Here is a 15,427-nt window from a genome sequence, read left to right on the forward strand (position 1 = left end):
TCCTTTACTTAAAGAACATACTATACTAATTGTTATCAACACGAAAACGTTTGAGTAAATTATGTCATCATTATGACAGATAATTATTACTTAAATTGTTAAATCATTAATTTTTTAATTAAAAAATTAAATAATAACAAATTATTTATAAAACAACAACATCACATACAAAACACAAACACCAAAACTCATGAAAAATTCACTACTCAAATCTCTGGGCATTTTATGCATTTGGAGCCTACTATTCGATCCTTATACAGCGACTGCGCAAACAGATTTTAGAGAAGAAACAATCTATTTTCTAATGACCACTCGTTTCTTTGATGGAGATCCTAGCAACAATGCTCCAACAGAATGGTCTTCTTACAATCCTGATCCCACAGTAAACACTACCATTACTGACCCTAATGATGTCACTTGGAAAGGAGATTTTAAGGGCCTAATTGAAAAACTGGATTACATAAAAGACCTTGGTTTTACCGCAATTTGGATCACTCCCATAGTCCATAACCGAAGTCCACTGGATTATCATGGCTACCATGCTTGGGACTTTACTAAGGTAGATCCACGATTAGAATCTCCGGGTGCTACATTTCAGGATTTGATCAATGAAATCCATACTCGTGACATGAAAATTGTTTTGGATGTAGTAACAAACCATGCAGGACGTTTTGGAATAAAAGACGTAGCTGAAATCAAATACAATACAGATCCTACGAAACCGTGGTTTGCACCAGATAATCCCAATTGGGAATATGATGGATTAACGCCTAATCCAGAAGATGGTTTGATATGGAGCAGAGCTAATCTAGCAAAAATGCCTCCACCTTACAATCAGGATTTATCCGTACACAATTTCCCAGGAAAAGAGAATTATGTAGATACTTCGGATCCCGAATGGTATCATCATTCTGGAAATGGTTTTGCCCAAGGCTTTGACGATGTAGAAAACCTCCAAAACCGCGCACTTGCTGGCGATACTCCAGATCTTAACACAGAAAGTCAGATAGTTAGGAACTATCTGGTTAATGCTTACGCCACTTATATTAACATGGGAGTTGATGCTTTTCGTTGGGATACCGTAAAACATATGAGCAGAGAAGATATTATTTATTTCTACGATGCTTTTAAAGCGATTAACCCAGACCTATTCATTTTTGGTGAGGTAGCGCAAAAACGCCATGAATTACATCCAGTTGATGAAATAAATCCACACTACTATACCTGGAGAGGAGAAGTCAACAATTCTGAACCTTTAGATCTTGCGGTAATTGACTTCTATGGAGAAGCTACTTTTCATGGAACTTTTGAAGAAGGACAATCTTTTCCTTCTGTAAAAGCCGCAGCACGATACGATCATTTATATAGCGATCCATCAACATTAGTGACCTGGTTAGATAATCATGATTTTGGACCTAATAATGACTGGAACAGACGTTATGGAGGGTCTGATGAAAACCTAGCTGCTTGTATGAATTTTATGTTTACCTGGCGTGGAATCCCTGCTGTTTATTATGGAACAGAAATGCGATTTAAAGCCGGGGAGTTTAACGATATTCACGATGCATCTGGAATTGAAAAATCCATCAATGAAACCGGAAGAGCATATTACGGAGATGTAATGGATCAAGCTTCTAACCATAAAATATATCAACATATAAAAAAGTTAAATGCTATAAGAAAGGTAGTGCCTGCATTACAAAAGGGTAGCTGGGACTGGAAAGAAGCTCCCGGTAATGCAGTTTCGTATCGTAGAGTTTATCAAAATAGCGAAGTTGTTGTTGGACTGGCTAAAGACGGAAATGCCTTATTTAATATTTCTGGAATAAGTAATGGTGTGTATAGAGATGCGGTAACAGGCCGCGAAGTTATCGCGCAAAACGGAATAATTAACTTTACTGTTACCTCTGGATCAGCAGGAATTTATATCCTAAATGGGCCAGGACTTGTTGGTGGTTGTGGGGGTGGATTCTTTGAAAATTGCGTTAATCGACCTAGTCCACCTGTAGTTATAATCAACCCAAATACTACAAACTCTGAAACCCCTATAGAAGTTACTATGGAAGCTGTAGGAGGAGCTGGTGCTCCATATAGTATTAATTATACGGTTGATGGATCGAATCCGAGTAGTTCCAGTTCTCAATATAATAGTTCGTTTACTATCACGACATCCACTACTATAAAAGCAGTTGTTTTTGATAAAGAAGGTAATCCATCAGATATCATCACTAAAAACTATCAAATCGGTCCAATAGAAGGATTGCACGTATACTTTAAGAAACCGTCTACTTGGACTCAGGCCACTACTCATTATTGGAATGTATCTCCTGCTGTTTTGCCTCCAAGTAACTGGCCTGGAGCACAAATGAATCAAATTGATAATTCTGAGTGGTATGAGTATATTTTTGAAGGAGTGCAAAGCACCAACTTATTATTCAACGATAATGGAGGAACCAAAACGGATGATCTAATCAGAGATCGAGACGGCTGGTATGATAATGGAACTTGGTATGATACGGATCCAAGAAATACGGCAAACATCCCTCCTGTTCTTTTGATGTCACCAGAAGGTGGATCGTTTATAGAAGGAGACACCATTACCGTTGCACTGAATGTGACTAATAATTCATCCCAGGGAATTGAAATTTATTATACACTGAACGGAGATGAACCTAGCACCTCTTCTATTCGGTATACGACACCAATTTCTTTGACATCCGAAACTAATATTAAAGCAATTGCATATAACAAAGAGGGATTGTCATCTTCTGTGGTTAGTAATTCGTTTACATTTTTGGATACAACCGCCGCTATGACTATTTATTATAAAGGGTCGTTACCTGATCCATCTATTTACTATTGGGATACATCCCCATCTGCCGCTGCCGTATCTTGGCCAGGCATCAATATGACATATTTGAATAATGATTGGTACTCATTAACACTTACTGGTATTAACTGCGCAAACATCATCTTTAGTAACAATGAAACCAACCAAAGTGCAGATCTTCAGAGGTGTGGAGATGGATGGTACTATAACGGAACTTGGTATGATAATAACCCTGAAGAAAACCAGGATTTAACCGTATATTTTAAACCTGAGACCTATACATCACCAAGTATTTATTTTTGGAGTGTAAATCCATCAGGATTAACAACCACCTGGCCAGGAGAATTAATGGAAAACGATACAGAGGGTTGGCATCGATACACACTACCAAACACTTCTTGTGCTAATCTTATTTTTAGTGAAAATGGTTCTACACAAACAGCTGATCTTAACCGATGTCAAGACGGATGGTATTATAATGGAGAGTGGTATGACCAAAAACCAGGAACTATAAGATTGAATAACACAGTTCCAGAGGAACAAATAGTTAATCATAGTATTAAGGTATTCCCTAATCCTTTAACAAAAAACTCTATAGTACAGTTAAACATTAGAGAAGAAAAAAGTGACTTAAGAATTGAGCTTATTAATATTTATGGAGCTTCTCAAACGATCATAAATAAAAATGTAAATCGCGGAGCTCATCAATACAATGTTGGAAACAAATCTCTACCTAGTGGGATTTATTTCTGTAAAGTAACTCTCAACGGTAAATCCACTACAAGAAAAGTTCTAAAACAATAAAGTAGTATTACATATTCAATTAAACTATAACTACCCACTCGACAAAAAAAGTTCTAAGTGGGTAATTTTAGATATTTAATAGGTAATTTATTGTTGATTTCTAATTGATTAAAACTGCCCGAAAAGTTCTTTGAGATTGATCATTTTCATTGCATGCTACAGATGAAATCAAGTCCGGTTTTCAGGCAGTATTAGAAAAATATAAAAACTCAACAATTAATTCCCATATCCCGGGTTCTGCATTAGATTAGAGTTTGCATCACGTTCTCTTTGAGGAACAGGCATTACCAAAAAGTTATCATCATAATTTAATGTTCCAACAGTTTCTTGTAAACGCTTTATATCATGCAATGTAAAACCTTCAAAAGCCAACTCTCGTTTTCGCTCATCAATAATATCCTGTAAAGTAGTAACACCAAGTGCTGCAGCATTGGATCTACCACGTAAAGCATTAATCTCTACTAATGGATCTAATCCAATAGTCGTAGCTAATCTAAAATTCGATTCAGCTCTTATTAAATGCATTTCAGCAATACGTAAAAATGGAATATTTGCAAATTGAGACTGCCACTTTGTGGTGGCTGTACCTCCTGAAGTAGTATAGAAAAATTGAGATCTGTCATCATTAGCATCGTCAAAAATATCAAAAAATGATCCATTTATAGAAACATCTGGATTACCAGATCTACCACCAAAAGCTTGCCCCGCCCAAAAAGTATTCATTTGATTAACACCATCCTGACTGGTAATTTGCCAAGCAAAAATATCCTCAGTAGAATCTACATCATTATTAAAGGCTCCATCATAAGTAGCGGTGAGTGAATGACCGCTGTTTTGTAAAACATCATCAGCTGCATCTCTTGCTCCAACATAATTACCTTGTTGTAAATACACTCTAGCCAAAAGTGCCTGAGCGGCATATTTATCCGCAAATATACCATTTGAATCAGGAAGTAAGCTCACGGCATCCCTCAGATCGATAATTACTTGAGTATATACTTCTTCCACAGTATTTCTTGAAGGAGATGTAATATCTGCGGGATCGAGAATGGCATCTAGAATAATCGGGGCAGCAGGCTGAGAATTTCCTCCTCCACTCTCATAAGATTGACCAAATAATCGTGCCAAATCAAAATAAACTAAAGCCCTAAGAAACTTCGCTTCTCCTTCTACTCTATCTTTTTCTGATTGGACCTCAAATACGTTTATATTAGCCAATACAATATTAGCCTGATTATTTACTTCATAGGCATTTAGCCAATAATCTCTTACGAATGTATTATCAGGTACTAATTGTTTTTCGATCAATTGTGCCGGTTGCTCGAAAGTCCCGTTCCAAGAAAGATCGGCATCATTACCTAGTAACTCTACTGCTAGATTGATCTGGCCTCCATAGGAAACTATCTGTCCGGCTTCATCATAAATCCCTGTCAATATGTTTTGCAAATTTGCTGGACTGGATACCGCTACTTCCGGCAATAAACTTTGTTCTGGCTCTAACTCCAGATTATCTTCGCATCCTACAATTGAAACTGCTGTAATCAGCAATGTGTGTGTAATATATTTTAATATTTTCATATCCATATGTTTTTTAAAAATCAATATTTATTCCCATTGTATACGTTTTAGCTGGTGGTGCAGAATAAAAATCTTCTCCTACCTGAATATTGTTATTACCATTAAAATCTGCTGTAGACTCTGGATCGTAACCATCATAATCTGTAAAAGTCAATAGATTGAATCCTGTGAAATACACTCTTATTCGTTCCATATAGAATTTTTTAGTCACATCCTTTGGTATGGTATACCCTAAAGTTAGATTCCGTAATCGTATAAAATCTGATTCTTGCAAGTATCTAGTAGAAGCCTGTTGACCATTTGTACTAAACAATCTTGCCTGAGGAACATCGGTAATATCACCTGGCTGTTGCCACCTACGTAACTGATCAGTGGTTTGATTGTCAAAAAACCGAGCATTACCTGATTGAAACCTTCCTCCATTATTATATATAGAAGCTCCCCATTCACCTTGAAAAGTAAAGGAGAAATCAATACCCTTATAAGTAACATTATTTGTTAGTCCCGCAATGAAATCAGGATACGGACTACCTGCTATAATTCTCTCTGCTTCATTAAAATTATTGGTTGTACTTCTATCGATGCTACCATCTGCATTTACTGTGTTTCTAATAAACAAAGCATCACCATTAGCTGGGTCAGCACCAGCAAATTCTACAACATAAAAGGAAGAAACGGTTTCTCCTTCTCTAACAATATTTCTTCCTGCGATAATATCACCTCCAGGCAATTTAGTAACCTCGTTGTCAATAGTAGAGAGGTTTATTGACGTACTCCAACTTCCAACCTGAGAAACAATATTCTTTGTATTTATAATAAATTCGAATCCTTTGTTTTTCATTTCACCAACATTTCTGGTAATATTTGGAAATCCTGAAGTTCCGGGAACTGGTTCATTTAATAACAGATCATCAGTATCTTTTACATAGTAATCAATTTCCCCAGAAATTCTATTATTTAAAAAACCGAAATCCATTCCCATATCTACCTGAGTGGTTCTTTCCCACTTAAGGGATGGATTACCTAATTGAGTTGGAGCTAATCCAGCTCTCTGGTTGTATGGCGAGCCCTGAAATAAGCTTAAACTGGCAAAGTTCCCTATACCTGCATTACCAGTTACACCCCAGCTTCCTCGCAATTTCAATAAGGAAACCACTTCTGAACTCTTTAAAAAAGACTCCTCTGAAACAATCCATCCTATTGATGCAGCAGGAAACCACCCAAATCTATTTTCCTCACCAAATCTTGACGAACCATCATATCGCAAACTTGCTTTTAACAAATATTTATTAGCGATTGAAAGCGTAGCTCTACCAAAATAAGACAGGAAATTAAATCTCGTGCGACTAGATCCTCCCGCAACAATCTCTGCAGCACTATTTAAGGTCTGCAAATCATCAGATGGGAACCCCTGTCCTTGTAGAAATTGAGATCTTCTAAAGCTATCTTCATAACTCATCCCTACTGTTGCCTCTACATCAAAAGTATTATCGAAAACCTTATTGTACGTAAAATAATTATTGAGGTTATATTTTTCTGTTTGAACCGCATTAGTGGTACCAAATCCACCAACAGAAGCAGATTCTGTAAGACTTCCTGAAAATCGTTCTGCTACTTGTGATAATAAGTCGTATCCAATTTCGGTTCTAAAGTTTACATCAGGAATAACTTGGTATTCTGCATATACATTTGCTAATACTCTCCAAATATTTGTTTTAAAACTTCCATTAAACTCTTCGGTTAAAAAATTATAATATTCTGTTGTATTGTTATTTGGAGTGATGCCATCCGCCAGATATGCTGGTGACAGGGGTGTCTGAGCGATTGCCTGAAGTGGTGTAGCAAATGCGTTATCATTAGAAATTCTATCGATAATCGATTTTGAAACACTTGCGTTCGTTCCTATTCTGAATTTCTCTGAAAGATTATGATCGATATTTGTCCTAAAAGAATACCGTTCTAGATGATTTCCGCGTACAATACCATCAGTATTGTTATACGCAGTAGACATAAAGAACCTTGTCTTTTCGCTTCCACCAGAAACTGATACTCCAAAATCCTGAACAGATCCGTCTACCAAGGCTAGTTCCTGCCAGTCTGTATCTACCGCTCCATTTCTCCAATCCAATCCGTTTGCATAAAAATCGAATTGTCCTTCAATACCAGCCTGACTAAAACCTGCATTTAAGGCAGATTCTGTCATCAATTCTACATATTGGTTAGCGTTAAGCCAATCTCTTGTATTGGTAGCACTACTAACTCCATATGACGAGTTTAGAGAAACCTTTGTTCTTCCTTGTTTACCTTGTTTTGTTGTAATAATAATAACACCATTCGTCCCTCTTGCTCCATAAATTGCTGCAGAAGATGCATCTTTGAGAATATCGATTGATTCTACATCGTTAGGGTTTAATGCAATAAGTGGGTTGATTGGTGAATTATTGATGGATTCGTCTGCATTGGTAATAGGAATTCCGTCTACTACATACAGTGGTTCCTGAGAAGATGATATGGTCGAGATTCCACGTACCCTAACTTTTACTCCTCCTTCGACCTTACCGTTTAATTGGGTTACCTGCACACCTGCAGCTTTTCCTGAAAGGGTACTTTGCAAACTTGGTGTCGGAATTTCATTAATTTCATCGGAAGAGATAGAGGCAATATTAGCGGTGATTTTCCTTCTGGATTGTGTTCCAAATCCTACTACCACAACTTCTTCTAAAGCTCTTACATCTTCATCCAGAACTACATCTATTTTGTTTTGATCTGTCACAAGTTTTTCTTGTGTGACGTAACCAAGAAAAGAATACATAATAATTTCTCCAGCTGATACTCCAATAGAATAAGCACCATCAAAGTCACTTTGCGTTCCCCTATTTGTATCTTTGATAATAATATTAACCCCTGGCAATGGTATTCCGTTACTATCTGTAACCGTCCCTGATATCGATCTTTGTTGAGCCAGTGCTATACTTGATATAAAAAAAACAAGCATCAACAGTTTGTAGTGATTTACTTTCATAAATAAAATTTTTCAAGATTTATACTCCTATAGTTAGTCACAAAAAAAGTAAGGCAAGAGTATATCGATGGCTAACTCAATAACATCACCAATAAGAATAAACTACACGATTATTATCAGTAACCTCTTGCCCATTCTTTTATGATTGTACGATAAAGAAAGAAATAGGAACCAAAAAGATGGGTAATGCCTATAAACGTTTACCAGTCCCGATAAAAATTTCCCTTCTATTGAAAAAAGACATGCTAGGCGAGTATCGTTTTTAATTTTGAAGTTGGGTATTCGAATCAATAACACTACGAACACAGATCAAGATTTAGGTAAGGGCTATGCTCTATTTGTGGTTAAAAAGACAATTCTTTTAATATTCTTACAAACTCTTTTTATCTACTACAAAAAGAGTATATTTTATCATGTTTGTATATATTGGCTATTAGTTACGAACGTTTTATTTGGTTTACAAAAAACAAAAAACACCATCTAAAAAGACAGTGTTTTGATCAACTATTAAAATTTGCTATAACCATCAGTACAAAAACAATCTACAGGAACTATTTAGTTTATTATTACATAACGTATCAGTGTTTTACCCAAACAGATATACCCGCATATATCAAAAGGCCCACAAAACAATCCATCATACATTCCACCAGAAAAACCAGATAAACTATAAGAACCTCCACCATTATCTGTGACGGTTACCACATACTCGTAATCAGTAATTGGAGCGGCTTTACAAGATCCAGTGACGGTACTTGCTACCAAATATGTATCTGTTAAATCAGGAGAACAGATTATTGGATAGTTAATGACTGTAGTAAATAATACCAGTAAAGACATAGAAATAATCTGCAAGTAAAATAAGAAGCCTCTTATGATGAATTGATTTATAAGAACAGCATAAATGGCATATGAAACAATATAAACGGTACAAAGTATTAGTATATTCCGTAACCAATTACGTCCTTTTTTAGTTAAATTCTCGTTACGTCGAATTGAAGTTATGTACATTATAATAATCAACATCAGGTATACGATGAGTGGTGTCAATTTAAAAAACTACTATTGCACTTAAGTAGGGGCTTTCATTATTTCAGATCATTCTTAATTTTTCCTCTTCAGGTAACCAGGAGATAGGTATGAGAAAAATGACAGTTGGTATTAAATAAAATATATCCAGTGACCCACATTGGTGATTTTCTGCGATTCTTTTAAAATAAAAATAGATAAGAGGTCCATATAAAAATGAAAAAGATGCTGATAAATATAGAGCATGAGGTACACGATACTCATAATTGGCAACTAATATGCTCACACGAATAATTAAAAAAGAATGGATTAACAAAAAAGTACTTATCAAAAAGTTTGCAATCTTATCCGGTCCCTTTCTTAAATTCAATACAGTATATATAAAAACCACTATAAACCCTACATACAAACAAAACAAAGACCAAAATTTATTTTTTTGGTGTATTTATCTGATAAGGCTTTATATGATTTAGAATCGCTTATTTCCTTAAAATAAGTATGTTCTATAAAGTTAACATCTAAGCTTGCTTTTATATACTTCTCTATAAATTCACAGGCATATTTGGGTTTATCCAATTTGGTATATGCAAACGCTATTTTCTTATAAACGAGTGATGAGTCAGTAGTTCCACCTGTTACTACTTTTTATATTCAGAAATAGCCATAAGATATCGTTCATTCTGAAAATTGGCTTCTGCAGAATAAAACAAACTATCGATTTTAGAATCGATATCTTCTATACTTACTATATTTTCTTCCGAAGCATAAATCGATATAGAAGTAAAAAAAAACACAAATAATAAAGTCCTAAATAGTGACGCTATGGTAATGTTTACTTGAGTTAGCCGCATAACTATTTAAACAAATACCTCTTCAATAAATTTACAATATGTTTTTTATTTTTCTGGATTATATGCCTAATGCTCATATTGAGTATAACATTGCTTCTAATTTCATTCAAACCTACTTCAATCAATAAACACAAACTTCATATATTCAAATACTTAAAAAAACGATTTCTATACATTGTATGAATCACGTTAAGATTATTGAAGTTTAAAACTTGACACTGGTCAAATGTTAATTAACAAAATTTATAGTTTATTCAAACATTTTTACAAATCCTTATGTTAATATCATAGAAAAACCCACACTTATCATTTCATAAAAAGCAAATTCTTTTTATGGATTAAGCAACTAATGATTTAACATATTCAGATGGGGTAATCTGATTGTATTTCTTAAAAGACTTATTAAAGGTAACTTTGTTATTAAATCCTACTTCGTAGGCAACATCTATAATATTAAAGTTTTTATGTTTCTCTCCTTTTAATAATTCCTTTGCCTCTTCAATTCTATACTTATTGATCAATTCGAAAAAGTTTAGGTTAAAATGCTCATTTATAATTTGAGAAGTATTATGTCTTGTAGTATCTAAATACTGTGCTAATTTCTGAAGAGTAATATCATTTTGCTTATAAATTTTCTTTTCATTGAGTAGATATTGTAGCTTTTCTTTCAACTCCAGTGAAAGACTTTCTGTAAGACCCGATTTCTTATACTTATCAATTTCGGGTACTATACTATTTTTAATTAATCGTAAACTTCCGAAGACACTTGGTTGAACAAAAGCCGTATAACTTACATATAAGACCAGAAGAGCCATGGATACTACCTGAATATAAAACAAAAAACCATTAAAAACGTTTTTTATAATGAGTACCGAATATATCCCATATGAAACAATGTACACAGAACAAAAAATAACAATATTTCTTTGCCATTTAAAAACTACCCTAGAAAGATGTTTATTTACTCTAATAGAACATACATACATCTTGATAACCAAACCACCATAAACTAATAATGATAGTAGTTTAGAGATAGATATAAGATTTACATAAGGTCTCTCCTCATTTAGAATTATTCTTAATTTTTCGTCTGCAGGTAGAATATATATTGGAAATAACAATACAAATAATAAAACCGATGGGATTAAATGGAATAGATCTGCACGCTGAAACCTATACGCTACAGTAGCTCTTTTAAAATAAAAATAAATGAAAGGTCCATATAAAAATGAAAACAATGTGGACATATATAGTATATGTGGTAAATAATATTGATAGTTAGAAAAATACAAACCTATATGAATTATAAAAACCGAATGTATCAGTATGAAAGCACTCATGAGTAGATTAGCAACTCTATCTGACTTTTCCCTAAAATTTAAAACTATAGATATGAACAAACCTATAAAGGCAACATAAAAGCAGAAGATTGACCATAGTCCAACTTGTACAAGATACTTTTTTGCTAATAATTGATAGGAATCTGCATCACGAATGGCATCAAAGTTACTATGCCTCACAAAAGAGGGGTTGAGGCTAGTAATGACATATTTATGTATGAATTCACTAGCGAGTTCGGGTTGATTATTCTTAGCATAAGAAAATGCCAGCTTTTTAAAAATAGGTAGAGAATCACCTGTTCGTGCTTCTAGCGCTTTTTTATAATTCTCAATAGCTGGCGTATACTGATGATCATCATAAGGTTTCTTTACAGAAATTATGGGTTCATTAAAACTGGTACTCCCAGTATTTATATTATTTATTTTATCAGGCTTACTGTACAATGATAATGAAATAAATAAGAAAACAATGGTACCAAATAATGTAGTTATTATGTTTTTTTTTGAGTTAGCCACACAATTATCTATAAATAATTATACTTCCTAATTTACGATAACTTTTTCATATTTTTTTTACTGTAAAGGATTTCCCGATAATATCTTACCCAAAACCTTAATAAAATTAGGGTGTTCCAAGTGGTAAATAATTTGAATAATATATGGTTTACCCGTAAAATTTATGTAAAAAATCAACAATATAGAGCCTTTTTTTATATTTAAAAGCTGCGGAAAATAGTGTGTGATAAAGATTTTATATTAAAAACTATTGGAAATGTATGTAATGATTTCTTATAACTTTTTAGCCTCTTCCCAAAAAATATCCATTTCTGCCAATGTCATTTCCTTTAAACTTTTGCTTTTTTCTTTTGCCCTTTCTTCTAAATATTGAAATCGTTTAATAAACTTCTTATTGGTTCGTTCTAATGCATCCTCAGGATTGATTTTTAAAAAACGTGCATAATTGATCATTGAGAATAAAACATCTCCAAATTCTGATTCTATTTTATCTTGATTATTCTCATTTATTTCATGTTGTAATTCTGCCAGTTCTTCTTGCAATTTTTCAAACACTTGTTGCGGTTCTTCCCAATCAAATCCGACTCCTGCAACTTTATCCTGTATTCTACTAGCTTTTACCAAAGCTGGTAGAGATTTTGGAACCCCTCCCAAAACGCTTTTCTTGCCCTCTTTTAGTTTAAGGTTTTCCCAATTTCTTTTTACTTCTTCTTCATCAGATACCTGAATATCACCATAAATATGTGGATGACGACTTATTAGTTTTTCGCATATACCATTAGCCACATCTGCTATATCAAAATCTTTAGTTTCGCTTCCAATTTTGGCGTAAAAAACAATATGTAATAGTAAATCGCCCAGTTCTTTCTTAACTTCATCAAGATCATTATCCAGAATAGCGTCTCCCAATTCATAAGTTTCCTCTATAGTGAGATGGCGTAATGACTGTAGAGTTTGCTTTTTATCCCAAGGACATTGGGCACGCAATTCATCCATTATAGTTAGTAATCGATCAAAAGCATTCAGTTGATTTTCTCTTGAGTTCATAGTCATTGTTCGTATAAAATTAAGTAACAAGATGCAACCTATAATTTGATAAAAAAAACAATTTTATTAGAAAAAAGTATAGCTTTGACTTTTCTAAATAAAATAAAACAAGTTTCTTACATGGATCCACTAAAAATTCTTTTTGCAAGTATTCCGGCTGATGGGCACTTTAATCCAATGACAAAGTTGGCTGTATACCTCAAGAAGAAAGGGCATGATGTTAGATGGTACACTGGCAATGCATACAAAAGCAAATTAAACCAAATGGGGATCCCTTACGTACCTTTCAGAAAAGCTAAAGAAATTAAAATTTCAGAACTAGACCAGGCTTATCCAGGACGAAAAAAATTAAAAGGAATATCACATATTAAATTTGATATTATTAATTTATTCATCAATCGCATGAAAGACTACTATGAAGATATAGACAATTTGTATCCGTCTTTTCCATTTGATATTCTAGTTTTTGATAATACATTTCCTGGTACTATTATCAAAGATAAGCTACATATTCCTGCAGTCGGTATTGGGGTAGTCCCTTTAGCACTTAGCGCACCAGACATTCCGCAATATGGTTTAGGGCAACAACCAGCTACAAATTTTCTAAGCAAGCGAAAACAGAACTTTATCAAGTTAATGGCTGAAAAGCTTATTTTTAAAGAAACAAAAGAAGCATATAACCAACTATTAGAACAACTCGATCTCCCCAGAGAAAATCACAATATTTTTGATATCGCCCCATTAAATTCTTCTATCTTTTTGCAGAACGGAATACCAGAGATGGATTACCCCAGACATTCTATCCCTGAAACTATAAAATATATTGGAGCATTGGAAACCTGGTCTGATACTAGGAGTGGAAATAACAGAGATTGGAGGAAAATATTAGATTTTTCTAAAATAACTATATTAGTTTCTCAAGGAACAGTAGAGAAAAACAACAGAAAGCTTATACTTCCAACATTAGAAGCATTTAAAGATTCTGATTATAATATTTTGGTCGTTACTGGATATAATGAAACAGAAATTTTGAAAAAAGAGTTTCCCCAGAAACATATTTATATTGAAGATTTTGTCTCTTTTGAAACAATAATGCCATTCACAGATGTTTTCATATTTAATGGTGGATATGGAAGCAGTATGATAAGTCTCAAACACGGAGTTCCAATGATTGCTGCGGGTATTAATGAAGGGAAAAACGAAATCTGTGCACGAATCGACTATTGTGGTTTAGGAATAGATTTAAAAACAGAAAGTCCACGGGTAATCTCAATTCAAAACGCAGTAGCAGAAATATTAAGTTCAGATAGATATTACCAAAAAGTAAAAAAAATACAGAAACAGCTTACTTCTTATGATTCCTTAGCCATTTGTGAAAAACATATTATCGACTTGGTACCACCACGGGCAAAGCATTAGAACCTGATGGCATTCATCTTTTGTTGGGTCACTTCAAAATCATCGATTAAATCTTTTATTATTTCTGCTACAGGTTTAATATCGTGAATTAAACCAGAAACTTGTCCGATTTCTAATTCCCCTTCTATCAGATCTCCCTCGAACATCCCTCGTTTGGCTCTTGCACGTCCTAACAACGTTTTAAGTTCTTCTACAGATGAACCCTTGGCATACAATGCTAGCACATCCTGATAGAATTTATTTTTAAGCATTCTCACGGGAGCTAATTCTTTTAACGTTAGTTGTGTATCTCCCTCCTTCGCTTGTACTACCATCTGCTTAAAATCTTTATGTGAAGAGGCTTCTTCGCTTGCTACAAATCTACTACCAATCTGTACTCCATCAGCTCCTAAGGCTATAACAGCAAACATAGACGCCCCGGTTGCAATACCACCAGCTGCAATTAGGGGTATGTTCATTTTTTCTTTAACCATTGGGATCAAGGTTAGTGTTGTTGTTTCATCCCGTCCGTTATGTCCTCCTGCTTCAAAACCTTCGGCTACCACTGCATCTACACCTGCATCTTGTGCTTTAAGAGCAAATTTTAGACTACTAACCACATGAACAACGGTAATACCTTTATCTTTTAGGTAAGAAGTGTATGTTTTTGGGTTACCCGCGGATGTAAAAACGATTTTTACTCCTTCCTCTATAATGATCTCAATAATTTCCTGAAGATTGGGGTATAACATAGGAACATTTACACCAAAAGGCTTACTAGTCGCTTTTTTACATTTCTGAATATGTGTTCTTAATACATCCGGATACATAGAACCAGCTCCTATAAGTCCGAGACCGCCTGAATTGCTGACTGCACTGGCTAGTTTCCATCCACTTGCCCAAATCATCCCACCTTGAACAATAGGATATTGAATTTTAAAAAGCTCTTTGATTGTATTCATTAGTTATATTGATCTATTAACTTTATTTGCTGAAGGTAAAAGTAGATTCT

At 34.2% G+C, this 15,427-nt stretch carries 9 protein-coding genes; 2 read left to right on the forward strand and 7 right to left on the reverse strand.

The features are described 5' to 3' along the window. Positions 1 to 190 precede the first annotated feature (190 nt). Positions 191 to 3,634, forward strand: a complete 3,444-nt coding sequence (locus ACWGOQ_RS11255) for a starch-binding protein (protein WP_452058102.1) — start codon at positions 191 to 193, stop codon at positions 3,632 to 3,634. Between the two features lie 216 nt (positions 3,635 to 3,850). On the opposite strand, the gene ACWGOQ_RS11260 is transcribed toward ACWGOQ_RS11255, so the two are convergent. The 6 genes from ACWGOQ_RS11260 to mazG form a co-directional block, all read right to left on the reverse strand. After that, positions 3,851 to 5,212: a RagB/SusD family nutrient uptake outer membrane protein gene (locus ACWGOQ_RS11260; protein WP_452058101.1), complete on the reverse strand. Its 1,362-nt coding sequence runs from the start codon at positions 5,210 to 5,212 to the stop codon at positions 3,851 to 3,853. A gap of 13 nt (positions 5,213 to 5,225) precedes the next feature. Next, positions 5,226 to 8,234, reverse strand: a complete 3,009-nt coding sequence (locus ACWGOQ_RS11265; RefSeq protein ID WP_452058100.1) for a SusC/RagA family TonB-linked outer membrane protein — start codon at positions 8,232 to 8,234, stop codon at positions 5,226 to 5,228. A gap of 555 nt (positions 8,235 to 8,789) precedes the next feature. Next, positions 8,790 to 9,245, reverse strand: coding sequence for a hypothetical protein (locus ACWGOQ_RS11270; RefSeq protein WP_458202772.1), 456 nt, complete (start codon positions 9,243 to 9,245; stop codon positions 8,790 to 8,792). Positions 9,246 to 9,901: 656 nt separating this feature from the next. Continuing rightward, positions 9,902 to 10,114, reverse strand: coding sequence for a hypothetical protein (locus tag ACWGOQ_RS11275; RefSeq protein WP_452058098.1), 213 nt, complete (start codon positions 10,112 to 10,114; stop codon positions 9,902 to 9,904). A 338-nt stretch (positions 10,115 to 10,452) separates the two neighbouring features. After that, positions 10,453 to 11,970, reverse strand: coding sequence for a helix-turn-helix domain-containing protein (locus ACWGOQ_RS11280; RefSeq protein ID WP_452058097.1), 1,518 nt, complete (start codon positions 11,968 to 11,970; stop codon positions 10,453 to 10,455). Between the two features lie 273 nt (positions 11,971 to 12,243). Next, complete coding sequence (gene mazG, locus ACWGOQ_RS11285) at positions 12,244 to 13,017, reverse strand: nucleoside triphosphate pyrophosphohydrolase (protein WP_452058096.1); 774 nt, start codon at positions 13,015 to 13,017, stop codon at positions 12,244 to 12,246. Positions 13,018 to 13,137: 120 nt separating this feature from the next. Between mazG and ACWGOQ_RS11290 the strand changes: the two genes are divergently transcribed. Continuing rightward, complete coding sequence (locus ACWGOQ_RS11290; protein ID WP_452058095.1) at positions 13,138 to 14,436, forward strand: glycosyltransferase; 1,299 nt, start codon at positions 13,138 to 13,140, stop codon at positions 14,434 to 14,436. Here ACWGOQ_RS11290 and ACWGOQ_RS11295 read toward each other — a convergent pair. Then, positions 14,433 to 15,377, reverse strand: a complete 945-nt coding sequence (locus ACWGOQ_RS11295; protein ID WP_452058094.1) for an NAD(P)H-dependent flavin oxidoreductase — start codon at positions 15,375 to 15,377, stop codon at positions 14,433 to 14,435. The two genes, ACWGOQ_RS11290 and ACWGOQ_RS11295, sit on opposite strands and share 4 nt — an antisense overlap. Between the last annotated feature and the right edge of the window lie 50 nt (positions 15,378 to 15,427).

Source organism: Aquimarina ulvae, assembly GCF_053613295.3.

Bases quoted from the DNA above. Each gene is read 5' to 3' on its own strand.
- ACWGOQ_RS11255 (WP_452058102.1), top strand. From the start codon at position 191: ATGAAAAATTCACTACTCAAATCTCTGGGCATTTTATGCATTTGGAGC.
- ACWGOQ_RS11260 (WP_452058101.1), bottom strand. From the start codon at position 5,212: ATGAAAATATTAAAATATATTACACACACATTGCTGATTACAGCAGTT.
- ACWGOQ_RS11265 (WP_452058100.1), bottom strand. From the start codon at position 8,234: ATGAAAGTAAATCACTACAAACTGTTGATGCTTGTTTTTTTTATATCA.
- ACWGOQ_RS11270 (WP_458202772.1), bottom strand. From the start codon at position 9,245: ATGTACATAACTTCAATTCGACGTAACGAGAATTTAACTAAAAAAGGA.
- ACWGOQ_RS11275 (WP_452058098.1), bottom strand. From the start codon at position 10,114: ATGCGGCTAACTCAAGTAAACATTACCATAGCGTCACTATTTAGGACT.
- mazG (WP_452058096.1), bottom strand. From the start codon at position 13,017: ATGAACTCAAGAGAAAATCAACTGAATGCTTTTGATCGATTACTAACT.
- ACWGOQ_RS11290 (WP_452058095.1), top strand. From the start codon at position 13,138: ATGGATCCACTAAAAATTCTTTTTGCAAGTATTCCGGCTGATGGGCAC.
- ACWGOQ_RS11295 (WP_452058094.1), bottom strand. From the start codon at position 15,377: ATGAATACAATCAAAGAGCTTTTTAAAATTCAATATCCTATTGTTCAA.